This is a genomic window from Phenylobacterium immobile (ATCC 35973), assembly GCF_001375595.1.
GTDB classification, from domain to species: domain Bacteria; phylum Pseudomonadota; class Alphaproteobacteria; order Caulobacterales; family Caulobacteraceae; genus Phenylobacterium; species Phenylobacterium immobile.
The window spans coordinates 106,136-131,575 of the sequence record NZ_CVJQ01000001.1 but is presented as its reverse complement, the minus strand read 5'-3'; the positions used below and the strand labels follow the sequence as shown (position 1 = coordinate 131,575).

At 68.0% G+C, this 25,440-nt stretch carries 26 protein-coding genes; 11 read left to right on the top strand and 15 right to left on the bottom strand.

What is annotated here, in order from left to right; all coding sequences use genetic code 11:
• Positions 1-60 precede the first annotated feature (60 nt).
• From BN1313_RS00620 to BN1313_RS00610, 3 genes are read left to right on the top strand one after another with little or no spacing between them, the layout of a single operon-like run.
• Positions 61-1,788, top strand: a complete 1,728-nt coding sequence (locus BN1313_RS00620; RefSeq protein WP_091735139.1) for a type I secretion system permease/ATPase — start codon at positions 61-63, stop codon at positions 1,786-1,788.
• A complete protein-coding gene (locus tag BN1313_RS00615) occupies positions 1,785-3,182 on the top strand; it encodes an HlyD family type I secretion periplasmic adaptor subunit (protein ID WP_245620042.1) in 1,398 nt (465 codons plus the stop codon). The genes BN1313_RS00620 and BN1313_RS00615 overlap by 4 nt, the downstream gene beginning before the upstream one ends.
• A gap of 11 nt (positions 3,183-3,193) precedes the next feature.
• The gene (locus BN1313_RS00610; RefSeq protein ID WP_091735136.1) at positions 3,194-4,204 is read left to right on the top strand and encodes a calcium-binding protein; all 1,011 of its coding nucleotides are present in this window, start codon (positions 3,194-3,196) and stop codon (positions 4,202-4,204) included.
• A 6-nt stretch (positions 4,205-4,210) separates the two neighbouring features.
• On the opposite strand, the gene BN1313_RS00605 is transcribed toward BN1313_RS00610, so the two are convergent.
• The 3 genes from BN1313_RS00605 to BN1313_RS00595 are packed head-to-tail and all read right to left on the bottom strand — an operon-like array spanning position 4,211 to position 6,323.
• On the bottom strand, positions 4,211-5,209 hold the full coding sequence (locus BN1313_RS00605; RefSeq protein WP_091742044.1) for a M23 family metallopeptidase: 999 nt from the start codon (positions 5,207-5,209) through the stop codon (positions 4,211-4,213).
• A gap of 14 nt (positions 5,210-5,223) precedes the next feature.
• Positions 5,224-5,997, bottom strand: coding sequence for a sulfotransferase domain-containing protein (locus BN1313_RS00600; RefSeq protein WP_218054300.1), 774 nt, complete (start codon positions 5,995-5,997; stop codon positions 5,224-5,226).
• A gap of 38 nt (positions 5,998-6,035) precedes the next feature.
• Entirely contained in the window at positions 6,036-6,323 is a 288-nt protein-coding gene (locus BN1313_RS00595) for a SemiSWEET family sugar transporter (protein ID WP_091735113.1), read from the bottom strand.
• 129 nt (positions 6,324-6,452) lie between these two features.
• Here BN1313_RS00595 and BN1313_RS00590 point away from each other — a divergent pair, with 129 nt between their 5' ends.
• The 4 genes from BN1313_RS00590 to purD all read left to right on the top strand — a co-directional run bounded on the left by BN1313_RS00590 (position 6,453) and on the right by purD (position 10,706).
• On the top strand, positions 6,453-7,910 hold the full coding sequence (locus tag BN1313_RS00590) for a sensor histidine kinase (RefSeq protein WP_091735110.1): 1,458 nt from the start codon (positions 6,453-6,455) through the stop codon (positions 7,908-7,910).
• An 82-nt stretch (positions 7,911-7,992) separates the two neighbouring features.
• Entirely contained in the window at positions 7,993-8,682 is a 690-nt protein-coding gene (phoU, locus tag BN1313_RS00585) for a phosphate signaling complex protein PhoU (protein WP_091735107.1), read from the top strand.
• Positions 8,683-8,696: 14 nt separating this feature from the next.
• The gene (gene phoB, locus BN1313_RS00580; protein ID WP_091742038.1) at positions 8,697-9,386 is read left to right on the top strand and encodes a phosphate regulon transcriptional regulator PhoB; all 690 of its coding nucleotides are present in this window, start codon (positions 8,697-8,699) and stop codon (positions 9,384-9,386) included.
• 42 nt (positions 9,387-9,428) lie between these two features.
• Positions 9,429-10,706 (top strand): phosphoribosylamine--glycine ligase, encoded by a 1,278-nt coding sequence (gene purD / locus BN1313_RS00575; RefSeq protein ID WP_091735105.1) that lies wholly within the window; start codon positions 9,429-9,431, stop codon positions 10,704-10,706.
• On the opposite strand, the gene lpxK is transcribed toward purD, so the two are convergent.
• The 5 genes from lpxK to BN1313_RS00550 are packed head-to-tail and all read right to left on the bottom strand — an operon-like array spanning position 10,689 to position 16,427.
• Complete coding sequence (gene lpxK, locus BN1313_RS00570; RefSeq protein WP_091735102.1) at positions 10,689-11,690, bottom strand: tetraacyldisaccharide 4'-kinase; 1,002 nt, start codon at positions 11,688-11,690, stop codon at positions 10,689-10,691. The genes purD and lpxK overlap by 18 nt on opposite strands.
• A complete protein-coding gene (locus tag BN1313_RS00565) occupies positions 11,687-12,940 on the bottom strand; it encodes a 3-deoxy-D-manno-octulosonic acid transferase (RefSeq protein ID WP_091742035.1) in 1,254 nt (417 codons plus the stop codon). The genes lpxK and BN1313_RS00565 overlap by 4 nt, the downstream gene beginning before the upstream one ends.
• A complete protein-coding gene (locus BN1313_RS00560) occupies positions 12,937-13,941 on the bottom strand; it encodes a cation diffusion facilitator family transporter (protein ID WP_091735100.1) in 1,005 nt (334 codons plus the stop codon). Before BN1313_RS00560 ends, BN1313_RS00565 begins: the two co-directional genes overlap by 4 nt.
• 15 nt (positions 13,942-13,956) lie before the next feature.
• Positions 13,957-14,658: a lysophospholipid acyltransferase family protein gene (locus BN1313_RS00555; protein ID WP_245620041.1), complete on the bottom strand. Its 702-nt coding sequence runs from the start codon at positions 14,656-14,658 to the stop codon at positions 13,957-13,959.
• The gene (locus tag BN1313_RS00550; protein ID WP_425415025.1) at positions 14,655-16,427 is read right to left on the bottom strand and encodes an ABC transporter ATP-binding protein; all 1,773 of its coding nucleotides are present in this window, start codon (positions 16,425-16,427) and stop codon (positions 14,655-14,657) included. Before BN1313_RS00550 ends, BN1313_RS00555 begins: the two co-directional genes overlap by 4 nt.
• A 65-nt stretch (positions 16,428-16,492) precedes the next feature.
• Between BN1313_RS00550 and BN1313_RS00545 the strand changes: the two genes are divergently transcribed.
• Positions 16,493-17,176, top strand: a complete 684-nt coding sequence (locus BN1313_RS00545; RefSeq protein ID WP_091735093.1) for a protein tyrosine phosphatase family protein — start codon at positions 16,493-16,495, stop codon at positions 17,174-17,176.
• A 62-nt stretch (positions 17,177-17,238) separates the two neighbouring features.
• Entirely contained in the window at positions 17,239-17,457 is a 219-nt protein-coding gene (locus BN1313_RS00540) for a hypothetical protein (protein WP_091735090.1), read from the top strand.
• A gap of 8 nt (positions 17,458-17,465) precedes the next feature.
• Here the strand turns inward: BN1313_RS00540 and BN1313_RS00535 are convergent, their stop codons facing one another.
• Together BN1313_RS00535 and BN1313_RS00530 are read right to left on the bottom strand one after the other, a co-directional pair.
• Positions 17,466-18,272: a transglutaminase-like domain-containing protein gene (locus BN1313_RS00535; protein ID WP_091735087.1), complete on the bottom strand. Its 807-nt coding sequence runs from the start codon at positions 18,270-18,272 to the stop codon at positions 17,466-17,468.
• 15 nt (positions 18,273-18,287) lie between these two features.
• Positions 18,288-19,223 (bottom strand): transglutaminase family protein, encoded by a 936-nt coding sequence (locus BN1313_RS00530; protein WP_091735085.1) that lies wholly within the window; start codon positions 19,221-19,223, stop codon positions 18,288-18,290.
• On the opposite strand from BN1313_RS00530, the gene BN1313_RS00525 reads away from it, so the two are divergent.
• Together BN1313_RS00525 and BN1313_RS00520 are read left to right on the top strand one after the other, a co-directional pair.
• Complete coding sequence (locus BN1313_RS00525) at positions 19,223-20,026, top strand: N-formylglutamate amidohydrolase (protein WP_218054298.1); 804 nt, start codon at positions 19,223-19,225, stop codon at positions 20,024-20,026. The two genes, BN1313_RS00530 and BN1313_RS00525, sit on opposite strands and share 1 nt — an antisense overlap.
• Before the next feature lie 26 nt (positions 20,027-20,052).
• Complete coding sequence (locus tag BN1313_RS00520; protein WP_091735082.1) at positions 20,053-20,808, top strand: phosphocholine cytidylyltransferase family protein; 756 nt, start codon at positions 20,053-20,055, stop codon at positions 20,806-20,808.
• Here the strand turns inward: BN1313_RS00520 and BN1313_RS00515 are convergent.
• The 5 genes from BN1313_RS00515 to BN1313_RS00495 are packed head-to-tail and all read right to left on the bottom strand — an operon-like array spanning position 20,792 to position 25,400.
• Positions 20,792-21,547, bottom strand: a complete 756-nt coding sequence (locus tag BN1313_RS00515) for a nucleotidyltransferase family protein (RefSeq protein ID WP_091735079.1) — start codon at positions 21,545-21,547, stop codon at positions 20,792-20,794. The genes BN1313_RS00520 and BN1313_RS00515 overlap by 17 nt on opposite strands.
• A gap of 4 nt (positions 21,548-21,551) precedes the next feature.
• Positions 21,552-22,685, bottom strand: a complete 1,134-nt coding sequence (locus BN1313_RS00510; RefSeq protein WP_091735076.1) for a dATP pyrophosphohydrolase — start codon at positions 22,683-22,685, stop codon at positions 21,552-21,554.
• On the bottom strand, positions 22,685-23,746 hold the full coding sequence (locus tag BN1313_RS00505) for an LptF/LptG family permease (RefSeq protein ID WP_091735073.1): 1,062 nt from the start codon (positions 23,744-23,746) through the stop codon (positions 22,685-22,687). Before BN1313_RS00505 ends, BN1313_RS00510 begins: the two co-directional genes overlap by 1 nt.
• The gene (locus BN1313_RS00500) at positions 23,743-24,966 is read right to left on the bottom strand and encodes an LptF/LptG family permease (RefSeq protein WP_091735070.1); all 1,224 of its coding nucleotides are present in this window, start codon (positions 24,964-24,966) and stop codon (positions 23,743-23,745) included. The genes BN1313_RS00505 and BN1313_RS00500 overlap by 4 nt, the downstream gene beginning before the upstream one ends.
• Positions 24,966-25,400 (bottom strand): HIT family protein, encoded by a 435-nt coding sequence (locus BN1313_RS00495; protein ID WP_091735067.1) that lies wholly within the window; start codon positions 25,398-25,400, stop codon positions 24,966-24,968. The genes BN1313_RS00500 and BN1313_RS00495 overlap by 1 nt, the downstream gene beginning before the upstream one ends.
• Between the last annotated feature and the right edge of the window lie 40 nt (positions 25,401-25,440).

Sequence of the window (25,440 nt, the reverse complement as noted above, 5' to 3'; positions counted from 1 at the left end):
CAGCCGTTTTGGAGCCAAGGGCCCAGCGGATGCGGCCATGAGGCATATGAATATACCGGCATGAAGCTAATCACCTTCTGGATGAATCAGCCGGACAACGCGCTGACCCGCGCGCTGCATTCGGCGAAGAAGCCGCTCCTCGTGGCGGCGACGTTCAGCTTCTTTTCAAACGTGCTCTATCTGGCGATGCCGCTCTACACCTTCCAGATCTATGGACGGGTGATGGTCAGCCAGTCGATTCCGACGCTGATCGCGCTCAGCGTGGTGACGCTGCTGGTGTTCGCCGTCACCAGCGTGATCGACGACTTCCGCGCCCGCATCCTGATCAACTACGGCATCGCCCTGGACCAGAAGGTCTCCGGCCGTGTCTTCTCCGGCATCTTCGACGCCGCCGTCCGCGGCGATCAGACTGCGCGCACCCAGGCGCTGCGCGACCTCGACCAGTTCCGCCAGACCATGACGGGGATCGGGGCGGCGGCGATCTTCGACCTGCCGTGGATCCCGGTGTTCATCATCGTGCTGTTCGCCATCGACCCCGCCGTGGGCATGGTCGCGGTGGTTGCGGCGATCATCCTGGTCGCCCTCGCCCTGCTGCAGGAGCGGGCCATGCGCCCGGCGATCAAGGAGGCCAACGAGGCGCAGTTGCGCAGTTACGCCTTCACCGACGCGGCCCTGCGCAACAGCGAGGTCGTACGCGCCATGGGCCTGCTGCCGACGCTGGGGGCCCACTGGGCCAAGCACCGCGCGGTGACGATCGAGCGCGGCGCCGCCGCGGCTGAGATCTCGAACACCTATTCCGACACCATACGCGCCGTGCGCATGGGCGCTCAGGTGATGATCGTCGCTGTCGGCGCCTATCTGGTGCTGCAGGGCAAGATTCACTCCGGCATGCTGTTCGCCAACATGATCCTGGCCAGCCGCGCGCTCGCCCCGATCGAGAAGATCGTGGGGTCGTGGGATCCCCTGCAGAACATGATCCGCGCCCACGACCGCGTCATCAAGCTGCTGGAAGGCGCTGAGCCACCCGCAGCAGCCATGTCGCTGCCGCGTCCCACCGGCCGCCTTCAGGTCGAAGGCGTGAACTTCGCCCCGCTGGGCGCCAAGCAGCTCGTGCTGAGCAACATCAACTTCGCCCTTGAGCCAGGGGAGACGCTGGGCGTCGCGGGTCCTTCCGGCGCAGGCAAGTCCACCCTGTCGCGCATCCTGATGGGCATCTGGAAGCCGCTGAACGGTTCCGTCCGGCTGGACGGCGCCAATGTCTTTACCTGGGACCGCGGCGATTTCGGCCAGTACGTCGGCTACCTCCCCCAGGACACCGAGCTGTTCTCGGGCACAATCCGAGCCAACATCGCTCGCTTCCGTGACAACGTGACGGACGCCGAGGTGATCGAGGCCGCGCAGCTCGCGGGGGTGCACGAACTGATCCTGCGTCTGCCAAACGGCTACGACACGGTCATCGGCGACGGCGGCCAGGCGCTTTCCGCCGGACAGCGCCAACGCGTCGGCCTGGCCCGGGCGGTCATGGGCAATCCCGCCTTCGTTGTCCTGGACGAGCCGAACGCCGCTCTCGACGCTCAGGGCGAAGAGGCCTTGATGAGCGCCCTGGAGACCTTGAAGGCCCGCGGCGCGACTGTGGTCATCATCTCGCACAAGCCCGCCATCTTCCGCGCCGCCGACAAGATGCTGGTTCTGAAAGACGGTCGGATCGAGTTGTTCGGACCCCGCGATCAAGTCATGGCCCGCCTCGTCAAGCCGGCCGAAGTGCGTCCCATCGAGGCCAGCCGATGAAGATTGATTTCGGGCCCTTCAAGGGCCGCCCGGCGCCGCGCGCCGGCGAAGAAGACTTTTCAGCCCCCGTGTTCGCGGGCGATGACCGCACCGACGCGCGGATGGAGGCGCGTCTGCGCCGGCCGATGGTCGTCGGCGGCCTCGTCATCGCCGTCATGGTCGTCGGGCTCGGACTCTGGGCGTCCTTGGCGCCGCTTGCGACGGGGATTACGGCGCCGGGTGAAGTGCGCGTCGAGGCCAACCGCAAGACGGTGCGCCATCGCGAGCCCGGTACGGTGCGCAAGATCCTGGTCCGCGAGGGCCAGCATGTGGCGGTCAACCAGCCGCTGATCATCTTCGACGACGTCGAGGCGCGCGCCGCCTACGATGTTTTCCAGAACCAGTACGACACCCTGGCGACCCAGGCCGCGCGCCTGACCGCCGAGGCGACCATGCGGCCCAGCGTGACCTTCCCGCCGGATTTGATGGCCCGCACCAGCGCCGACCCCAAGCTGGCGACCATGTTGCGCGACCAGCAGTTCCTCTTCACCACGCGTCAGCAGCTCTTCGAGAGCCAGGCTTCAGTGCTCGGCCAACGGGTCCAGCAGATCCAGCAACAGGTCGAGGGCGACGAGGCCCAGCTCGCCTCGGTCGAGGAGCAGCGCAAGCTGACCGCCGACGAGATGGCCGGCTATCAGGAGCTTTATGAAAAGGGCTATGCGCCGCGCAACCTGATCCTGCGCTACCAGCGCACCCTGGCTGATCTCGCGGGTCGCAAAGGCTCGTTGCAGGCCGACAAGGCTCGCCTGCAACAGCAGATGGGCGAGACGCGGATGCAGCTGAATACGCTGCGCGACCAGCGTCAGAGCCAGGCGGCCGAAGAACTGCGCGACACAGCGTCCAAGCAAGCCGACATGGGCTCGCGCCTGGCCGCGGCCCGTCAGACCCTGGAGTCCACGGTCGTCCGTTCGCCCGCCGACGGCTATGTCTTCAGCCTGACCCAGTTCACGGTCGGCGGCGTCACCGCCGGCGGCGAGAAGCTGATGGAGATCGTGCCGGCGAACACGCCGCTGATTGTCTCGGCCATGATCCGTCCGGATGACGTCAACGAGGTCCGTGCGGGCATGGATGCGCGCGTCAAGCTGGCCGGCATCTCGGCGCGTTGGACCAATCCGCTGCCGGCTAAGGTCATGGTGGTCTCGGCCGACAAGATCGTCAACGAGGAGGCCAACTCTTCCGGCTACCGCGTCGACCTGCGGATCGATCCGAAAGATCTGCACATGCTGAAGGATGGGGCGGAACTGCAGCCCGGCCTGCCGGTAAGCGTGCTGATCGTGACCGGCAAGCAGACGATCATGTCCTATTTGATCTCTCCGATCATCGACACATTCCACGACGCATTCCGCGAACGATAGGGTCGAAGGCCATGGCGACGTTCTTCTTTGAATCGATCACGCCGGCCCAGGCAGCCGCCTTCGACCCGACACGCGACACCCTGGTGTTCGCCACGCCGTCCGCCTCCTCCCTCAACACCACGGCGCAGTTTCTGCCCGTCACGGCCGTTAGCGTCGCGGCGGTGGCCATCACCCAGGGCGGCGTGACCAAGCTGTTCGCCGACGACGCCTACGGCGCCAACACCTTCATTTTCCCGGATGCGTCGCGGCTCTACATAGGGGATGCGACGGCCGAGAACGTCGTAGGCCTGCTGGGCCGTTCGAACGCCTTGTTCGGCGGCGCGGGCGCCGACACCCTGACGGGTGGTGAGCGCGCTGACGTGCTGCAGGGCAATCAGGGCGCCGACATCCTTTCCGGCGGCGAGGGTGACGACACGATCTTCGGCGGCCAGGGCGACGACATCATCTTCACCGGCGCGGGCGCCAACTTCGCCCAGGGCAATCTAGGCGACGACACCATCGTCGGCCTGAATGACTCCTCGACCATGCTGGGCGGCCAGGGCCAGGACACTATTGTCGGCGGCGCGAGCGCCGACCTGCTCATCGGCGACCTCGGCGACGACTCGCTGAGCGGCGGCGACGGCGCTGACACCCTGATTGGCGGTAAGGGCGCGGACCAGTTGTCGGGCGGCGCAGGCTCGGACCTGTTCTCCTTCACCGGCGGCGATTCCGGCCTGGCGGCGGGCACGCTTGACCGCATCATCGACTGGAGCGCCCAGGACCGACTGCACTTCGGCGTCACCGCCGCGGTGGGCGCCACCATCGCCACCTACCAGGAAAGCCTGTCGCCCAGCGGGGACTATAACGCCGCCCGCGACGCCGCCGCCGCGCTGATCTCCAAGTCCGGCGTCGCCTTCGTCGCCTATCAGGTGGGCGCCGACGTGGTGGTCTTCGCCGACGCCGACGGCGACAAGGCCATGGACAACGCCGTAATCCTGGTCGGCCGCACCCTGGCCGACATCGACGTCAGCTCGATCGTCTAGCCGAACCTACCGGCTCGCTGGCAGGGCCATCTCAAACCGCTGGTCGAGCACGGTCCTGCCCGCGCGCGTCACCTGAAAACGCCCGACGTAGCGGCCGGCGGGCCACCCGTTGACGGGTCGCGGCAGGCCAGTGAACAGCAGGTTCTGCGCCTGGGCGCGGGGCACGATCCCGTTGTTGGCTTTGGTCAGTCCCTGCGGGCCTGTCAAAGTCACGCGCGTCTGGTCGCCGGCCTCCAGATTGATCGCCCGGGCATAGGCGACGATGGCCTTGGACGGCGGCCCAGGGCGGGTCACGCCGGCGTCGATCTTGCGAAAGTCGACAGGGCCGTCGGCGAAGCCTGTGTTAAGCACCGCCCCTGCCTTGTAGGTCAGCGCTCCGCCCGCCGCGGGCGACCAGAGCGCGCCTGACGCCGCGCACGTCCCGCGGCCGCTGTCCGGCGCGAAGGGGTCGACAGCGACGCGGTTGCGGAAGACCGTGAGGTGCAGATGCGGATACTCGGTGTTTCCCGACAAGCCGACGGCGGCGATCGGCTGGCCGGCCTTGACCTGATCGCCGACCTTCACCTTCAGGCTGCCGCGCTTGAGATGGCAGGACATCGTCTCCCAGCCGCCGCCGTGGTCGATGGCCACGGCATTGCCGCAGTCGCGCCCCGGCGCAAAGGGCGCGTCGCGCACTGAGCGGTCGGGCTCGCCGTCGCGCAGGCGCACCACGCGGCCGGGCGCGGCGGCCAGGACGGCGACGCCGCGAGTCATCGCGGCCAAGTCCGGCAGGCGGATATCGACGCCGTTGTGCGCGTCATAGGTACGCGCCGCGCAACGATAGTCGCGCGCGCCAGGACCTGGATCGCGGTCCACATAGTTCTGGATTTCGCAGGTCCTCCCAACGACGCAGGCGATGGGCGACTCCAGGCTGGGGCGCGCGATTTGCGCTGCGGCCGGAGTGGCGAACAGCGGAAGCGAGGCAAGGATCGCCACTCGGAACGAAAACGGGGCCAGGGACCGCATCATTAGCTTCTCCTTCAGCTCTGGAAGCTGAAACCGGTCAAAGCTTTCAGCCTCTCATCGTCGCGAGCGTAGAGCTCGCGCAGGAAGGCCGCGTCCCCTGGATCAAGGTCGAGGCCCTCTTCCGTCGCGCCCACGTGGACCTGGCGGGGCCCGGCGGGCGGGCGCGCTGGTGCGCCGAGAAAGTCGCGCACGCGCTCGAGGGTCTCGGCCGGCTCGTCCTGCAGGGCGGTCGATCGTAGGATCAGGGTTTGTTCGCGCGGAAATATGGCGAACAGCCGCTCGACCTGATCGCCGTAAAAGCCGCGCTCCACATAGGAGAACTCGCGGTCATAGCCCCAGGGCGCGCCACGGCCGCCAGCGAAGAGGCGCCCACGACCGCCGCGTATCGCCTCGGAAAAATTCAAGGGCTCAACCCCGCGGAAATGCTCCATCCGCCAGTGCGACCAGGCTCGCGCCACCGGATCGCGCAGCAGCACGATCAGCCGCATCGCGCGATTGTAGCGGGCGATCCGCTCAAGCGCGCAGGGCCAGTAGATATAGATCGGCGTCGCCTCGCCGCAGAGCCGGTCGGACGGTTCTGCAAAAAGGGCGTGATAGGCCTCGTAGTCGGGCGCCGACCAGTCGCGGGCGTCGTCATCGAAGAAGTGGGTCTCCTTGATCCGCGCCATGCAGATCGCAGGATCCTCGGCCAAGTAATCGTAGAGCGCTGTGGTGCCGCCCTTCTGGGCGCCGGCGACAACGAAGTCGACGAGCGGCTTGTTTGCCGACAGGGCGGGCGAGTACGACATGGCCTTCCATCCATCGGCCCACGACACGGGGCAAGGGTCTAGCTCTTTCCGGCCGCTTTTGGGCCGTCGCCGAAGCGTAACCTCAAGACGAGGATCGCGGCGGACAGCATCAGGCAAACCAGATTGGAACCGACGATGGGCCAGCTCTTCGTCAGGGCGCCGAAGGCGGTCCACAGGATGAACCCCGTGACGGTCACGAGATACATGCGCAGCGAGATCTGCGAGGCGTCGCGTTCACGCCATATCTTCGCCAGTTGCGGCACGAAACTGCTCATCGAGCAAAATGCGGCGGCCGTACCGATGAGGTCGGAAATCTGAAGGGTCATTACGTCCGCCTCGCTGCGCCGACCTTGGCCAATGCGACACCAAACGGCGCAAGGTCGCGCAGGTTGCCGAAGCCGTCATTCGGGTGACATCGGCGCGCGCAAGCTGGAGACTTCGTGTACGGAGATTCGATGGCAGAGCCGCCTTCATCGTCGAGCCGTCGCCAGGGCGCGCTGTGGCTCATCGTTGCCGCGGGCGTGGCGATCCTGGCCGCGGCCTTCGCCCTGGCCAAGGCCGCAGAGAGCGCTCCCACCGCGGCGGCGGTCACCGCCGCATGCCTGGGCTTGGCCCTGGTCTTCGCGCTGACGGGCGCGCGGCGGCTGTCGACGCCGACGGCCTTCGAGCGCGCCGCCATGGAAAGCGCCCGGCCTGAGGCGCCCTATGCCGAGGCCATGGAGGCGATCCCCGACCCTGTGCTTGTGATCACCGCCGCCGAACGCGATGACGTCACCAGCCGGCGCTACCTGTCGGCGAACCTCGCAGCGCGGAGACTGTTGAGGCTTGAGCGCAATGAGGGCTTGCTGGTCTCGGCGGTCCGCGATCCAGAGGTTCTCGACGCGGCCGACGCAGCCCTGTTCGATGGCCGCCCCGCCGAGCGGATCTACACCATCGCCGGCGCCCAGGAGCGCACGCTGAAGGTGCTGGCCCGGCCGGCGCCGCGGCTTGGAACGGCTGGCACCGAGCGGCTGGCGATCCTGGTCTTTCGCGACGAGACCGAGCTGCGGCAGGTCGAGCGGACCCGCGCGGACTTTCTGGCCAACGCGAGCCACGAACTGCGCACGCCCTTGGCTTCGCTATCAGGCTTCATCGAGACCTTGCGTGGCCACGCCAAGGAGGATCCTGGCGCGCGCGATCGGTTCCTGGGCATCATGCAGGTTCAGGCCGAACGCATGAACCGGTTGATCGACGACCTCATGTCACTCAGCCGGATCGAACTGAACGAGTACGCCTACCCGGTGGATATCGTCGATCTCAAGGCCTGCGCCATGGAGGTGGCTGAGGCGCTTTCGCCGCTGGCTCGCGAACGCGGCGTACGGTTGGAGCCGCAGTTTCCCGAGGAGCCGGTGCTGGTGTACGGCGATCGCGACCAGATCGTTCAGGTGACGCAGAACCTGGCTGACAACGCCCTGAAGTATTCGTCGGAGGGGCAGGTGATCAGGATCGTCATCGGCGGCGGACTCGGGGCTGAGGCGGCGGCGGCGGGTCGTCGGCCCGGGGCGGCCCGCTTCGCCTTGCTGTCGCCCGACGAACCGAGTGGTCTCTACGCGGCGATCCATGTCGCCGACCAGGGCCCAGGAATCGCGCGCGGGCACCTGTCGCGCCTCACCGAGCGGTTCTATCGGGTGGAGGGACAGAAGGCCGGACCGCGGGCCGGCACCGGGCTCGGCCTTGCGATCGTCAAACATATCGCCAATCGCCACCGCGGGGGGATGGTCGTGGAAAGCGAGCTTGGTCATGGCGCGACCTTCACCGTCTACGTGCCGCAGGTGTCGCTAGGGCCCCCCGGTCCGGGTCAACCGGCGACTTCGCCGTCCATCACAACACCGAACCCGTCACAATCGCCGGATGAGGCTATAAAACTGTCATGAAAATATAGGATGCACCCCCAGGCCGGAGGTGTTCCGACCTGAAGATTCGGAACGCTCACGGGCGTGGAAGGCGAAGGCGGCCATGAGCGAGCATATCGTCAAGTCGTTCGAGGATGAGCTCAACACGCTCACCGCGGAGACGACCCGCATGGCGGGCCTGACGGAGTCGCAGGTCGCCGACGCCATCGCCGCCGTGGTCAAGCGCGACCCGGAGCTGGCGACGGCCATCGTCGGCCGCGACCTCAAGCTCGACGCCGCGCAGATCGACATTGAACGCAAGGCGATCCGCATGATCGCCATCCGCCAGCCCATGGCGGTGGACCTGCGCCGCACGGTCGCGGCGATGAAGATCGCCATGAACCTCGAGCGCTGCGGCGACCTGGCCAAGAACATCGCCAAGCGCGCCCTGGTGCTTAACGAAGCGGAGCCGATGACGCCACTGACGCGCTCGGTGGAACGGATGGGCAAGCTGGTGTCCACGCGCCTGACCGCCGTGCTCGACGCCTACGCGCGCAGCGACCTGGAACGCGCGCTCGCCGTCTGGTCGCAGGACGACGAGGTCGACGAGCATTACAACGCGCTGTTCCGTGAACTGCTGACCTACATGATGGCCGATCCGCGGACGATCACGCCGGCGGCGCACATGCTGTTCGTGGCGAAGAACCTAGAGCGCATCGGCGACCACGCGACCAATATCGCTGAGATCGTGCACTATGAGATCACGGGCGAGGATGTGATCTTCGCCGCCCGTCCCAAGACCGAAGCATTGTAGGTTCCGCCGTGGCGATCCTTCCCAACATCCTGGTGGTCGAGGACGAGGAAAGCCTCGCGACTCTGCTGCAATACAACCTTGAGAAGGAGGGCTACGACGTGGCCCTCGCCGGCGACGGCGACGAGGCTCTGCTGATGGTCGAGGAGAAGCTTCCCGACCTGGTGGTGCTCGACTGGATGCTGCCGAAGGTCTCGGGCATCGAGGTCTGCCGCCGGCTTCGCCAGAAGCCGGAAAGCCGCAATGTGCCGATCATCATGCTGACGGCGCGCGGCGAGGACTCCGACCGGGTGCGGGGGCTGGACACCGGCGCCGACGACTATCTGGTGAAGCCGGTCTCGATGAGCGAGCTGTCTGCCCGCATCCGCGCTGTTCTGCGCCGCCTGCGCCCGGGCCTCGCCGAGGACAGCGTGCGCCGCGGCGACATCGTCATCGACCGCATCGCCCATCGCGTGCGCCGCGCAGGCTCGGAAATCCATCTCGGCCCGACCGAATTCCGGCTGTTGGACTATCTGATGATGCACCCGGGCCGGGTGTTCAGCCGCGAGCAGCTCCTGGATGCGGTCTGGGGCTCGGACGTCTATGTCGAGGCCCGCACCGTCGACGTCCACATAGGCCGGCTGCGCAAGGCGCTGAACACCACCGAGGCGGACGATCCGATCCGCACGGTCCGCTCGGCCGGCTACGCCCTGGATATGGATCGATAGGGCCCGCTTGACGCCGGTCTGGCCTCGGGCGAAAGCCCGGCCATGAACATCCTGCTTGTGGGCTCCGGCGGTCGCGAACACTCGCTCGCCTGGAAGATCGTCGCCTCGCCCTTGGTCGCGCGCCTGGTCTGTGCGCCTGGCAATCCCGGTATGGCCGAGATCGCCGACGTGCGTCCGGTGTCGGCCACCGATGTTCCCGCCCTGGTCGAGCTGGCGCGGGAGATCGCTGCGGACCTGGTGGTGATCGGTCCGGAATCGGCGGTCGCCGCCGGCCTCGCCGACGCCCTTGCCGAGGCTCAGATCCCGTGTTTCGGCCCCACCGCTATGGCCGGGCAGCTGGAATCTTCCAAAGCCTTCACCAAGGCTTTCTGCGACCGCCACGGCCTGCCGACCGCTGGCTACGGTGTGTTCGAGGACGCAGCCGCCGCGGAGACGTTCCTGGAAACGCTGCCTGCACCCTACGTGATCAAGGCCGATGGCTTGGCGGCGGGCAAGGGCGTGGTGATTGCGCCGACGTTGGAAGAGGCCAAAGCCGCCGCCGTCGACATGCTGGGTGGCCGTTTCGGTAGCGCCGGCGCCCGTGTGGTGATCGAGGAGTTCATGGAGGGCGAGGAGGTTTCGCTATTCGCCCTCAGCGATGGCCATCACGCGGTGCTGTTAGGGGCGGCTCAAGACCACAAGCGGGCGTATGACGGCGACAAGGGTCCAAATACGGGCGGCATGGGCACTTACAGTCCCGCCCCGATCCTGACTTCGGACTTGGCGCAACAGGCGTATGAAGAGCTGATTTCGCCCGCGGTCGGCGGCATGGCGGCCGAGGGACACCCTTATGTTGGCGTGCTCTATGCGGGCCTGATGATGACCAACGATGGCCCAAAGCTGGTGGAGTTTAACGCCCGCTTCGGCGATCCGGAATGCCAGGTGCTGATGCTGCGCCTGGAGAGCGATCTCGTCCCCTACCTCGACGCCTGCGCCAATGGGACCCTGGACCAACTGCCCCCGCCGGTCTGGCGCGAAGATCCGGCCGTCTGTGTGGTTCTCGCCGCTGAAGGCTATCCTGACCGACCCAGGGCGGGCGGCCTGATTGCGGGCCTTGACGCCGACCTGGGCGAAGATGTCGTTGTCTTCCACGCGGGCACCGAGCGCGACGCTGAAGGCGTGCTACGCGCTGCGGGCGGGCGGGTGCTCAACGTCTGCGCCCGGGCCCCAACGCTCCGAGAGGCTATCGCCAGGGCCTATGCCGCGGTGGCCCGCGTCGACTTCGCCGAGGGCTTCCATCGCTCCGACATCGGCTGGCGGGCCCTAGAGCGCGAGCAGTAGGGCGTCGAGCGCGTCCACATCATCGAACTGGGCGATGATGCGCCAACAGATCACGCGCTCCCGCCAAGCGGCGGGCAGGCGCATCCAGTCTTTCTCGGTGGTGATCAGCCGCGCGCCCAGGTGCTCGGCGCGGTCGGCGAGGCGGCGCAGGATCGCCTCGTCATAGGCGAAATGATCGGGGAAGGGCGCGAAGTCGGCGAGGTCGCATCCCGCCGTCTGCAGGCCGCGCTCGACCTTCCAGGGCTTGCCAACGCCAGCGAAGCCGAGGACGGGACCTTGGGGCGCGGCCTGGGCCGGCGCCAGGCGCGCGTCCAGACGCGCCGGACCGGCCAGCACACGGGCGAGGCTGGCCGCGGTCTCCTCCAGATCGGCGGGCCTTAGCAGAACCACCGCATCTGCCCGCGCCAGCCCGGTCTGTAGCGGTTCGCGCATCGGCCCTGCGGGAAAGACCGCGCCGTCGCCGAAAGGCCATTCGTCGTCGCGGGTTTCGGCGTCGACGACGAGGATGGACAGGGCCTTGGCGAGCGAAGGATTCTGGTGGCCGTCATCCATGACGATGACCTGCGCCCCCGCGGCGGCGGCGGCCTGGGCGCCGGCCGCACGGTCGCGCGCCACCCACACCGGAAAATCCTGGGCTAACATCAGCGGCTCGTCACCGACGTCAGCGGCGCTATGGATCGCCGGCTCCACGCGGACCGGTCCTTCCAGCCGCCCGCCATAGCCGCGAGACAGGAGATGGACGGCGCGCCCCTGCGCCGCGAGCCGCACAGCGATGGCGCGCGCCACGGGCGTCTTGCCGGCGCCCCCCATGGTCAGGTTGCCGACACAGATCACGGGGACGCCCGCCGCGGCGGGTTGGCCCCTGGCGATGCGTCGCGCCGTCGCGAAGGCCCAGACCCAGCTGAGCGGGGTCAGCAACAGCCGCGTGACGGGCATGGCGCGGCGGCCACGGCGATACCACCAGCGCGGCGTCGAGAGCTTCACGCTGGCAGCAGTCGCGCGAGCGCGGCCAGGGCGACATCCAGCGCTTCGCCCTGCTGTTCGGCGTAGGTCCGGGCGGCCTCGGCCATGCGCCGGGCGATCTGCGGCTCGCCCAGCAGCCCTGCGAGGTCGCGGGCGAGTTCGGCCTCGCCCTCAGGAATTAACGCCGCGCCGCGTTCGGCCAGGGCGTCGAAGATCGACTGGGCGTTCGCCACATACGGGCCGGTCAGGATCGGCCGCCCGAGCCGAGCGGTCTCCATCGGGTTATGGCCGCCAACGCCACGCGCGAAGCCGCCGCCCATCACCACGACGTCGGCCAGGCGAATCCACAGACCAAGCTCGCCCAGGGTGTCAGCGACATAGACCGGCGCCGTGGCGTCAGGTTCGGCGCCGAGGGTCCGGCGCGGCGCATCTAGCGCCTCGGCGATGTCGCGCCCGCGTTCCGGATGGCGTGGCGCGATCACCAGAAGGGCGAAGGGCGCGGCGGCCCGCACGGCGCGCGCGATCATCGCTTCCTCGCCGGGATGGGTGCTGTTGGCGAGGATCACCGGCCTGGCCCCTACGGCCGCGCGCGCCGCCGCCAACGCGGCTTCGTCGACGGTGAGAGGCTCACCGACCAGCTTGAGGTTGAGCGAGGGTCCGACCTGGGCGCCCAGGTCCGCCAGTCGCGCTGCGCTGGCGGCGTCTTGCGGCAGAACGACTTCGAAGGTGTTCAGCAAGGCCCGCGCTGAACCTCGCGCCATGGCCCAGCCACGGGCGGTCTTGAGCGTCATGCGCGCCGAGATCAGGGCCAGCCGAGCGCCGCGGGCCTTGGCGGCGAAGATCAGGTTCGGCCAGAGTTCGCTTTCGGCCAGGATGCAGACGTCGGGTCGCCAGGCGTCCAGGAAGGCTCTCGCCGCACCGGGCGTATCGACTGGCGCGTACTGGTGAATCACGCCGTCGCGCAGGCGCGCGCTCAGGACCCGGCCAGAGGTGACCGTTCCAGAGGTCAGGAGGATTGTCAGATCGGGCCGCCCGTCGAGCAATCCGGAGATGACCGGCAGCAAGGACAGGCTCTCGCCGACGCTCGCGCCGTGCAGCCAGACCAACGGGCCCGGCGGCCGCGTCCGGCTGGGTCGCCCCAGTCGTTCCGTCCAACGGACAGGGTCCTCCTTGCCGGCCGCGGCGCGGCGCCTCAGCACGGCGGGCGCCAGCGGCGCCGCCAGTGCGGTCGCCGCGCGATAGATCGCAAGCGGCGGAGTCGGCGGCCTCAAGCCGCGCAAACGGGAGTCAGACGGCAGTCGGCGCTGTCGCCTGCTTCAACCTGCAGGGTCGTGTGTCCGATGCGAAAGCGTGTCCGCAGCGCATCGCCGACGGCGTGCAGGAAGGCGTCGCCGTCGTCAGTCATCGGCCGCGTGACATGGGCTGTGAGGGCGGTTTCGGTCGTGCTCATGGCCCAGATGTGCAGGTCGTGGACACCAGTGACGCCGGGCAAGCCTTCGAGGTAGCGCCTGACCGCGGCCACATCGACGCCGCGCGGCGCAGCGTCCAGCGCCAGGTCGGTGGAATCCCGAAGCAGGCTCCAACCGCTGAGCACGATGACGGCGGCGATCGCCAGGCTGAGCGTCGGGTCGATCCAGGCCCAGCCGGTCAGCGCCATGACGCCGGCGCCGGCGACGACCGCCAGGGAGACGGCCGCATCGCCCGCCATATGCAGGAAGGCGCCCTTCTGGTTCAGGTCGTCGTGCTGGCCCTTGAAGAACAGCATGGCGGTCACCCCGTTGAGCATCACGCCCAGCGCCGCGGTGATCATCACGAGGGTGGTCTGCACGGCCGTAGGTTCGGCGAACCGGCGCACCGCCTCTGAGGCGATCGCGCCGACCGCAACCATCAAGAGCACGGCGTTGGCCAGCGACGCCAGGATCGTCGCCTTCCGCAGGCCATAGGTCCTGCGGCCAGCGGGCGCGCGCCGGGCCAGCACAGTGGCGCCCCAAGCCAGCATCAGCGACAGGACGTCGGACAGGTTGTGGCCGGCGTCGGCGAGCAGGGCGACCGATCCAGACCAGACGCCGACGCCGGCTTCCGCGCCGACAAAGGCCAGGTTCAGCGCGACGCCGATGGCGAACGCGCGGCCGATCTGATCAGGCAGGGCGGAGTGGTTGTGGCCCCCATGGTCGTGGTCCTGGCCATGGCTGTCGTCGTCGCTGTGCGCGTGGTCATGCGCAGTGTCCCGCCCTGGAGCAGGGGTGTCGTGGGGGGGATGCGTCGGGGCCATGTCTCGATCTTCCACCTAAGGCCGGGCGCCGACAAGCGCCTCGGCGCGCCGCGTGGCGTCCGCGAGGCGGCTCGACCAGTCGTGAAGGAGGGCTCGGACCTCGTCCTCGCCGGCCCCTGCCGGCACATGCAACGGTCCATCCCAGACCACGGCGCCTCGGCCGAAGGGCGCTGGGAACATCGCCCGGTCCCAGGTGTCGAGCCGCAGCGAGGGGTGGGCGGCGATCCCCATCAGGAAAACCGGTTGGCCCGACCGCCGCGCGATCTGTGCCGCGCCGGCCGCGATGACTTCGTGTGGTCCGCGCGGTCCGTCGGGCGTGATGATCAGGGCGCCGCCTTCGGCGACCCAGGTCACCGCTTCACGAAGGGCTGCGACCGCCTGGCGGGCCTTGGCCGCGTCGCCCTTCTTGGCCGAGGATACGCGGATGGCCGGGAACCCCGACAGCGCCAAGGCGCGGGCGATGAACTCGCCGTCCGCCGAGGGCGAGATCAGGGCGCGTGTCGGCTTGCGCCACCATTGCGGGGCTGTGGCCAGACAAGCCGGGATGCGCCCATGCCAAAAGAGCGCAATCGCTCCGGAACCGCCGGCCAGCACGGGCTCGACGCAGGCCAGATTTTCGTGACGCCAGCGGATCGTCGCGAGGATCAGCCTCAGGTAGCCGCCCAGCAGCACGCCGAGCGCCGCCTGTACGGCGGGATGGCGCAGCAGTCCCTTCAAGTCGGCACGGCCTCGAGATCCTGGCCGCCGGCCAGGCGCGCGTACAGGCCGCTCTGGGCCAGCAAGGCGTCGTGATCGCCGGCCTCGACCACGCGGCCCTGGTCGATGACATAGATGCGGCTGGCGCGGCGCACGGTAGACAGACGATGGGCGATCATCAGGGTGGTGCGACCGGCCATCAGTCGCGACAGGGCGGCCTGGACCTGGGCCTCGCTCGCGGTGTCGAGCGCGCTGGTCGCCTCATCGAGCAACAGGATCGGCGCGTCCTTCAGGAAGGCCCGGGCGATGGCGATGCGCTGGCGCTGGCCGCCGGACAGGCGCGCGCCGCCCTCGCCGACGGCGAAGTCATAGCCGTCGGGCAGGTCGCCGATGAAATCATGCGCCGCGGCGGCCCGGGCGGCGGCTTCGATGGCGGCCTCGTCGGCGTCCGGTCGGCCATAGGCGATGTTGGCGCGCACCGTGTCGTCGAACAGGAAGGGCTCCTGCGTCACCAAGGCGATCTGCCGCCGCAGCGACGCAAGCTCGACGTCGCGAATGTCGTGGCCGTCGATGGTCACGCGGCCCGCCGTGGGATCATAGAACCGTGGGATCAGGTTCAGGATGGTCGACTTGCCGCCGCCAGAGGGCCCCACGAGGGCGACGATCTCGCCGGCCTTGGCCTCGAAAGTGACGCCGTCCAGCGCCGGCTTGTCGTCGCCGCCATAGGCGAAGGCGACGTCGGTGAAGCGGATCGCCCCCTGGCCGCGTGGCAGGGGGTGGGCCCCGGCGCGCTCGCGCACCTCGGGTTCGACGTCGAGGGCGGCGAACAGACGCCGCGCTGCGACCATGCCCTCGGCCATGACCGTCTGCAGATTGGCGAGCTGGCGCAGCGACTGCGAAGCGAGACCCAGGGCGCCGATGAAGGCCACGAAGGCGCCGGCGGTCATCTGGCCGTTCTGCGAGCGCCACCCGGCGTAGGCGATGACCGCCGCGGTGATCAGGGTCATCAGGAGCTCGGTGGAGGGACCGGCGCGGGCGCGGGCGTCGGCGCCCTTGGTCAGGTGGGCCTGGCGGCGACGGATCACCACTTCGACGCGCGCTTCCTCGTAGGCCTCGCGGTTCTCGATCTTGACGACCCGGACGCCGTCTAGGCTCTCCATGATCGCCGACGAAAGGTTCGATGTCTCGGCCATGGCGCCTCGCGCCGCCTTCACTGTCCGCTTCGAGAACCGGCGCATGATCAGGCTGGCGATCGGCGCCATGGCCACTAGGATCAGCGACAGCATGCCGTCATTGGAGACCATCACGGTGATCGCGCCGATCACCGTCAGAAAATGTTGCGTGTAGTTGATCACGCCGGCGGTCGCGGCCTCGCGGATCAGGCCGGCGTCATAGAGCACGGCGGCCACATAGGAGCCCGAATGCTGGCTTTGCAGCCGCGACAGGTCTGCGCGCACCAACCGACCGAACAGCTGGGCCTGGACGTCGCCTACGACGGCGTTGCCGATGCGGTTGACGAAGCTCGCCTGGATGATCTGGGCCACCGCGCGGCCGATGGCGTAGGCGGCGATGGTCAGCGGCAAGACCACCAGCATGCCGGGCTTGTGGTTGACCATCAGGTCGTTGGTCGCGGGCTCCAGGATCTGGATCAGCTTGGCCGAGAAGAAGGCGACGCAGATCGCCGCGACCAGGGCCGTCAGCCAGCCCCGCCAACGCGGCGCGAGATAAACCCGTGCGACCCGCGCGATCAGGGCGCGGGCGGGAAGCTCAGGCGAAGCGGAGCCCTGGATCATGGTCTTCCGGTCGGACGATGCGGCGTGCAAGTCAAGGCGCGACGCCTTAAGGGAGGCCTCGCATGACGCCCCGACCCTCGCCCAAACCCTTCGACCTTGCGACGCCAGTCGGCCGCACGCGCGCCTACGCCGACTACCTGTGGCGCGATCATGCCTATCTGCGCCTGGGCTTCTCCAACGCCCACTGGATCAGCGAAGAGTTGGTCCGCGCGAACCAGCCGTGGCCGCATCAGCTGGCCGTCTGGAAGAAGGCCGGAATCCGCACGGTCATCAATCTGCGCGGCGGGTTCGACGCCAGCTTTTACGCCCTGGAGCGTCAAGCCTGCGCCGATCTCGGCATGGAGATGGTCGATTTCACGGTCACCTCCCGCGAGGTGCCCAGCCGCGAGCAGATCCTGGGCGCGCGTGAGCTCTTCCAGCGGGTCGCCTATCCGGCCCTGATGCACTGCAAATCGGGCGCCGATCGGGCCGGGGTGATGAGCGTGCTTTACATGCACTTCCGCAAGGGCCTTCCGATCCGCAAGGCCCTGCAACAGTTGTCGCTGCGCTATCTGCACGTGCGGCAGGGCAAAACCGGGGTGTTGGACTATTTTTTTGAACGCTACCTCGAAGACGCCGAACCGCGTGGGGTGAGCTTCGTCGATTGGGTCGAGAGCCCGGACTTCGATCCCAAGGGTATGAAGGCGACCTTCCGTGCGCAAATGCTAGGGTCGCTAATCACTGAGCGGCTGCTCCGCCGCGAATAGTGTAACAAGCGATACGTCACCTAGGCGACAGACACGCAAGCCGCACCGTGGGAAGGTGACCCATGGATCAGATCGCAATAGCGGCGAATGCAGGGGTCGACGAGACCTATACGCTGCTTGGGGTTCGCGCGGATGGCGTGGCCTCGGTGGTCGACCTGGTCCCCGCCAGCAACCTTGAACATGCGCGGCTTCGGGCCCAGGCCATGCTCGCCGAACATGGCAGCTGCCGCACTATCGAGGTCTGGTTCGACGGTTCCCTGGTCGAACAGCACGACCGCTGAGCGCGGCGCTACTTCAGCTCTTCCGTAATCACGGTGAACTGCTCGAGCCAGGCCGCGCCAAAGATGGTGGCGATGGCCACATCGGTCGCGTCGCGACCGCGCGCCATCAGGATGCGCCCGATCCGGGGCGCGTTGTGGCGGGCGTCGAAGGTGTGCCAAGCGCCGCCAAGATAGACCTCGAACCAGGCTGAAAAATCCATCGGCGAGGTGACCCGGCTGACGCCGATGTCGCCGAGGAAGCCGGTGCAGTATCGCGCCGGTATGTTCATGCATCGGCACAACGCCACGGCCAGGTGCGCAAAGTCGCGACAGACGCCCACCTGCTCCTGCCAGGCCTCGAAAGCCGTCCGTGTCTTCCGGGCGTTGTGATAGCCGAAGGTGATGTGGCTGTGGACATAGTCGCAGATGGCCTGGACGCGTTTCCAGCCCGGCTCCACGCCGCCGAACATCGACCAGGCCATGTTCGACAGATGCTCAGTCTCGCAATAGCGGCTGGGCAACAGGAAGGTCATCGCCTCGTCGGGCAGGTCCTCGACCAGGTGTTGGCAAGCGTCGGGCGACGCTGGATCGGCGGCGCCCGTGTCGGTGATGACGAAGTCGGCAGTGAGCCGGAACGGGCCTGGCGGCGCGACAACCCGGGTGGCGACATTGCCGAACAGATCCCGGTAGCGGTGCATCCGCACCTCCGGGCTGGCGGTCATCAGGTCGGGGGTCTCGAGGTCGCCCGCACGCGAGGGATGGACGTTGAGCAAGAGGACCATCGGCGTTTCGACAGGGCAGTCGTGAATGATGTCGTAGCCTGCCCTGATCCGCACCTTTAGACCCCTTGTTCAGCCTCTCGCTGCAAAGCGCAGGCGCGATGGAAGTTGCACCACTGCGACGCTTTCACGCGTGGCGTCGAAGTCGACCTGGACGTCAACCTGCATGCCCAGGCTGTCGCCCGCGTCGCCGAACCAAACGCCATGCAATGGCAGCGCCTGCAAGGGGTCGCGCACCGCCGCGACGCGAATAAGATTCTTCGCGCCAATTCCGCCATTGGTCGGGTCGAAATCCACCCATCCGTCGGCCGGCAGGAAGACCTGTGTCCAGGCATGGGTGTGGCCGCCGCCACGAACCTCAGTCGACGGAGCGGTTCGCACATAGCCGGAGACGAACCGGGCGGCGAGCCCGAGGCTGCGCGCCGCGTCGATCATCAGGACAGCGAAGTCGCGGCAGCTGCCGCCTGCCCGGGCGAGGGTCTCCTCCGGGCGCTGCGGATGGCCGGAAAGGCGGGTTCCGTAGCGGAAGTCGCGGGCCATCGCCTGAGTCATGAGGCTCAGCGCCTCGCGCAGGTCGGTGGCTCCCAGGGGGCGAACGAAGCGGTGAGCGTACTCGGCGACGGCATCGTGGGCGCTGTGTTCCGCGCGCGCCAGGAAGGGGGCGAGGTCAGGCCGTAGCTCCGGCGCATAGAGGAACGGCATCAGGCCGATCAGCTGGTCGGGGGCTTCGTCCTCGGCGAAGGGCGCAGCGGGCCTGTGGTCGACCAGGACGCGGCTTTCTACGGTCAGCGACCGTGAGCGGACGGCGAACCGGGCGACCCCTAGGGTCGCGCCGGACACGTGGCTGAAGTGCCGCAAAGCCTCAGGACGCGGATCGATGGCCAGATCGAAGCTCACGATCCGCTGATCGCGCCCTTCTAGCGGCTGAAGCATCAACCTGTGCTCGCCGAAGGCCACCGGCTTGCGGTAGCGATAGGCGGTCCTGTGGCGAATGGAGACCAGAGCCATTGAAAGAGAATGCGGTCGATTCCAGCTCCGCCTCAATGCGGTTGCTGCAGCCCGGTGACGCCAGTCCCGTGAACGTCGAATCTGCGGGCGCCGGCGGCCCCTTTCTGATCGTCGTCGACCATGCCGGGCGCGCTGTTCCGAACGGCCTGGGCGACCTTGGCCTCCCCGCCGACGAGCTTGCGCGACACATCGCCTGGGATATCGGCGCCGTGGGCGTCGCCCTGGATCTCGGTCGACGGCTGAACGCCTGCGTAATCCATCAGACCTATTCGCGGCTGGTGATCGACTGCAACCGCGACCCGGCGCGCGCCGACTCGATCGTGCTGGCGAGTGATGGAACAGATGTGCCGGGCAACGCCGCCCTGTCGCCCGCCGGTCGCGCGGCGCGGCGGAGCGAGATATTCGAGCCCTATCACGCCGCTATCGCCAACCAGATCGACGCCCGCGCGGCGGCAGGCCTCTCGACCGTGCTCGTGGCGGTGCATAGCTTCACGCCGGTGATGGCGGGTTTCGACCGGCCCTGGCGGCATGGGATCCTGCACCTCGGTCAGTCAGCCTTCTCGCGGGCCGTGCTCGCACGACTTTCGGCCGCCTCGGAGGCGCCCGTCGGCGACAACGAGCCCTACGCCATGGACGATGTCGACTATACCGCGCCGCACCACGCCATCGGCCGCGGCTATGACTATGTGGAGTTGGAGATCAACCAGGCGTTGATCGGGGAGGCCGCGGGCCAGCGGGCCCAGGCCGCGTTCCTGGCGCCGCTGCTCACCGAGGCTCTGGCGGACATCGCAACCGCCATCTAGAAGGCGGCAAACCAGCGGAGCCGCGCGTGAGTTCTGACTTCAAGGCCGTGATCCTCGCCGCCGGCCAGGGCAGCCGACTCGGCGCGCTGACTGAGACGCGGCCCAAGTGCCTTGTCGATCTCTGCGGCCGCAGCGTGCTCGAGTGGCAGCTGCGCCACCTGCATGCCGCCGGCGTGCGTGAGGCGGTGGTGGTGACCGGCTTCGGCGCCAACCTGGTGGACCGGGAAGTCGCTAGATTCGAACTCCCGGGCATGCGTGTTCGCACTCAGTTCAATCCGTTCTATCACTTGGCCGATAACCTGGTGACTTGCTGGCTGGCGCGCGGCGAACTGGTCGGCCACTGCCTGATCTTGAACGGTGACAGTCTGATCGAGACAGGCATTCCCCGCGCACTGCTGAACGCCCCGCCGGCGGACATCACCGTCACCATCGACCGCAAGGCCTCGTACGATGAGGACGACATGAAGGTCCTCACCACGTCCGAAGACCGACTGCTTGGGATTGGTAAGACGATCACCGAGTACGACGGAGAGTCGATCGGTTTCCTGAGGTTCTCGCCGGAAGGCGCGACCCTGTTCACCCGCTATGTGGAACAGGCCATCCGCCAGCCCGAGGGCCTGAAACGCTGGTACTTGAGCGTCATAGACCAGATCGCTCGCGAGACCGGCCGGGTCCAGGTCTGCTCGATCGAAGGCCTGGACTGGGCGGAGATGGACTTCCCCGCCGACGTGCCGAAAAATCTGGCCTTAGCCGAGCGCTGGACCGCTAACCCTTCGACGTGATCGCGCGGACGAGGTCGAGGTCCGCCGGCTTGTCGACATCGACGGCGGCCAGGCCAAAGGCGCTCTTCACGGCCCTAGCCCTGACGCCGGCCTGGCGGCCGAGGCGGCGCACCGCCTGATCTAGGGTCAGCCTGCCCAGCGCGTAGGCGAAGAGCGTCCGCGGTCCAAGCAGCCAGGCGATCTTCCAAGGCTGCTTGCGATGCGCCTGGACGGTGCGCCACAAATCGATCGCCAGGCTCGCCCGAGGCGTCGCCAGCAAGAACAGGTTGCAGCCGCTGAACCGGCCGTCGCGAAAGGCGAGATAGGTTCGCTGGGTCTCCGGGGCGGCCGCGCGCACCAGGGCTTCCGGCGCCAACAGGATGGCGACGTCGGCGTCCGGTGGCGCGTCAGCCATGAACTGAGAGACCCAGGCGGCCTCCAGCAGGGCGTGGTCGGCGGTGGTGACGAGCAGCGGCGCGGCCAAGGTCGCGATGCCGGCGGCGACGCTTTCAGCGGGCCCCGCCGCGGCGGGCAGGACGTCGAGTCCTAACCGTTCGGTCTCCGCAACGACGGCGGGGTCGCTACAGGCCACGGCGATGCGGCCGGCCCCAGCGGCGCGGAGGGCCTCGGCGACGCGGGCCAGCAAGGTGCGCCCATCAAGGACAATCAATGCCTTGTGGGCGACGCCGGCGTAGGCTGCGGCGGGATCGACCTCGCTGGGCCGCGAGCCCGCCAGGATCAGGGCCTGGAAGCCGGTCACGGCGTCAGGCCAGGTCTTTTTCGTAGAGCCGGTAGGTCTTGTAGATCACTGCGCCTGCGGCTTCGCAGATGCGGCGCATGGGCATGTTTTCCTCGAGCACCCAGGAGAACTCACAGGTCTCATAGCCCAGGGCCTGAGCCTGCTGGGCGGCCGCGGCGATCATTTGGAAGGGCAGCATCCGGCCCCGCGCGCTGGCCGCATAGGCTTTGCGCACGCCCATCAGCGGCACGCGCAATGACTTCACGTGCGCCACCTTCAGACGCCACAACAGTTTGGCCCAGCCCAGCGGCAGGAGCTTGCCGCCGAGGTCGCGGATCGCCTCGTTGACGTTGGGCAGCAAGACCATGACGCCGGCGGCTTCCCCGTCGATCTCGGCGAACCACACCAGCCGGGGGTCGACCACCGGCTTGAGCGCGGCCGCAAGATAGCGGGTCTCGTCCTCGGTGGTCGGCGTGAAGCCCCAGTTGTCGCGCCAGGCGTCGTTGAGGATTTCAGTGAGCGTCGCGACCTCGGCGTCGAAGCGCTTCATGTCGAGCTGGCGCAGGCGAACGCCTGGCGTGGCGGCCTTGCTGGCCCGGCCAAGCACGCCGCCAAGGGCGTGGTCGTCGATCCGGGAGATGTAGGCGTAGACGTCCTTGGCCTTGGCGTAGCCGGCCTCTTCGATCCGGCCGCCAGCGTAGCGGGGATCGTGGCCCATCATGACCATGGGCGGGGTCTCGAATCCGTCGACCAGCAGACCGACTTCTTCGTTAACGGAAAGATTGAGCGGGCCGAGCGCGCGGGCCATGCCGCGGGCCTTCAGCCAACCCTCGGCCTGGGCCAGCAAAGCCTGGAAAACCTCGGCGTCGTCCTCGCCGGCGATCAGGCCGAAGGCGCCGGTGGGCCGGGCCGGGTCTTGGGGCGCCAAGTGGTCGATCTGGGCGCTGATCCGGCCGACGTCGCGACCATCGCGAGTCGCCAGCCAGAATTGATGGTCGGCGTGTTTGAAGAAGGGATTGTGCGACGGGCTGAGCGCTTCGCGCCGTTCCATCAGAAGCGGCATGACGAAGGCCTGATCGCCGGCGTTCAGCCGCGCGGGCAGGCGGATGAAGCGCTCAAGCTCGGCCTTGTCGCGGACCGGAACGATCTGAACGGGCATCAGCCCTCCAACCTGACGATGGCCGCCGCCGCCAGCGAGCCGAAGATCGCCGCGGCGCTCCAGGCGCCAAGGAACGGCGCGATGGCGCCGCTTTCGCCCATGGCGGTGAACACCCCGTCGAACACCAGGAACAGTAGGCCCGACGCCAGGCTAAGGCTGACAAACACTGCGCCCTGGCTCGCTCGGAAGCTGGCGAGCGCCACGGGAAGCGCCAGCGCCAGCATCACCAGCACCCCAAAGGGACCGGCGATCGCACGCTGGATGCGGGTGGCATAGAAGCTGGGCGGCCGCTCGGCGCTGCCGCCGTCAAGGGCGCGGCGCGCGGCTCCGGCGGAGATGTCTTGATCACCGAAGAATAGCGCCTGGGCGTCGGTTGGTCGGAACCGAGAGGCCCATTCCATCTGCGTCGCCTCGCCGGACCGCGGTTCGCCGTTCTCGAAGCGGACGAAGTGCGGATCATTGAGCCGCCAATGATCGACCTGATGCACCGCCGACGGCGCTTCGATCCGCTCGATCAGGCGGCCCTGCGGGTCGCGGCGGTAGATCTTCACATCCGTCAAGGTCTTGCCCGTCACATCCGTCGTCGTGGCGATCACGACGTCGCCGCCGATGCGGAAAGACTTGGTCTGCGCCTTGACCGCCTCAGCCGGCGGGGCGGTGGATCGCCACCAGGTCTGCAAGGCCGCGTCCGTCCGAGGGGCCACCAGTTCAACCGCCGCGAAGTCGATGACCATCACCGCGAGCGCAGCGGGCGCCACCATCCGGAGCAGCCGATAGGCCGAGAGCCCGGAGGCGCGCATGGCGACGATCTCGCTATCGCCGGCCAGCTTCATGAAGGCGAAGATGGCGCCGGCCAGCACCGAGAGCGGCGCGGCCTGTTCGATCAGCCGCGGCATTCGCAGGGACGCATACCTGATCATCCCGCCGAAACCCAGTCCGCGGTCGATGATGTCGTTGGTGACATCAAGCAGGTCGAGGATCTGCATGATGCCGATCAGGACCAGGGCGGCCACCAGGATGCGGGTCGCCATGGTCTTCAGCACATAGCGCTGCAGGTTCATGCCACGGTCCCGCCGAGCTTGCGTTTACGCGGCTTGAGCTTCTTGACCAGCCGGTCGATGCCGTCGCCGATCAGGCCCACGAAGCGCCCGATAGGCGTCTCGCCTGGCCGCTGACGGCTACCCAGGAACATCCAAAGGCAGAAGCCTGCGAATAGGAAGAACGGCCCGCCGATGGCGATCTCAGGCGCGGCCTTGCCCGCCGTGGCCAGGCCCAGGCCAAACTGAACGCCGTGTTGGTAGGCAAGCAGCAGGACGCCGGCCAAGAGCAAGCCGGCGGTGCGTCGGCGGCGCTTCGCCGCGAGACCGAGTGGCAGGGCGATCAGCGGCAGGAAGGGCAGGATCACCGAGCGCGCCAGGCGCGAATAGAGCTCAGCCAACAGAGTCGCGCGCGGTAGGAAGGGCCGCGGCTGGCCGGCGCGGGCCGCGAGCTCGCCGAGGGTCAGCTCGCGTTCGTCGCCGCCCCGGGCGCGCAGCAAAAGGCTCGCGCCGGCCAGGTCGGACTGCATGACGAAGGTGTCGAAGCGCAGGGTGTCGAAGCCCCCGGTCTTGCTTTCGCCGGCCCGCATGCCATCGGTGAGGGTCAGGGTCACCCGCTTCGGGTCATCAGTCGAAAGTGTCGCCGAGCGAGCCGTGATGATTTCTTCGCCGCCGCCGGGCTGGGCGCGGCGGATGAAGAGGTGCTGCAGACGGCGGCCCTCGAGGCTCGCGTCATCGGCGGTCAGGATGCTGTCGCCATCGACGACAAAGGCGCCGCCGTAGAGCCGGCCGTCCCAGCCGGCGTTGACCGCCGCATGCAACACCGCGCGATAGGCGTAGCGGCTGTAGGGCTGCAGGTAGCCGAAGACGATCAGGCTGATCAGGGCCAGCACAACGCCCATGGCGACGAAGGGCGCGGCGATGCGGGTCAGAGGCACGCCGCTCGCCAGGAAGGCCTCGATCTCGGCGCCGTCGTCCAGGCGGGTGATGACGATGAACAGGGCGACGAAGAACGCCACCGGCAGGGCCAGGCCCAGATAGTGCGGTAAAAGGTTCGCGGCCAGTTCGGCCACCGAAGTGAACCGGCTGGCGCTGGCCGACAGCATATCGAGCAGCCGCAGCGTCCGCTCCAGCAGGAGCGAGACCACGGTCACGCCAAGGCAAGCCAACATCGGCCAGACGGTCAGACGCAGGATGTAGCGGTCAAGGATCGTCGGGCGAAGCCGCCCGGCCGTGGTGGTCATCAGGCAGGCCAGTCCTTGGCCAGGTCCCTGGCGAGCGCCGCTGCGCCGTCGGCGCCCAGGTCGTGGACGGCGCCCAGGTTCGGCTGGCCCGGCCAACCGGCGTCGGGATAGCTCACGCCGTCGCTCTCTCGCGCGCCTTCGTAGCGGGGGATGACGTGGAAGTGGACGTCCAGGTCGACCATCATCAGCATCAGATAGTTGATCTTCTGGTAGTTCACACGCTTGCGCAGCAGGCCCTCGATGCCCTGGACCGCAGTCTGCAGGTCGGCGAAGGCCGCGGGCGTCAGATCCGAGAAGGCCGAGGCCGGTTCCTTGCAAACCAGCACCAGCGACCCAAATGTCGGTTGCTTGGGTCGCACCAGCACCAGCCAGGACGCGGTCTCCGCGACGACGGTGTCGGGGTAGCCGAAGCTCTTGGCGGTGGCGTTGGTCATATTTGCGTCCCCATCAGCTGTGAAACGGCGCACCCGATGA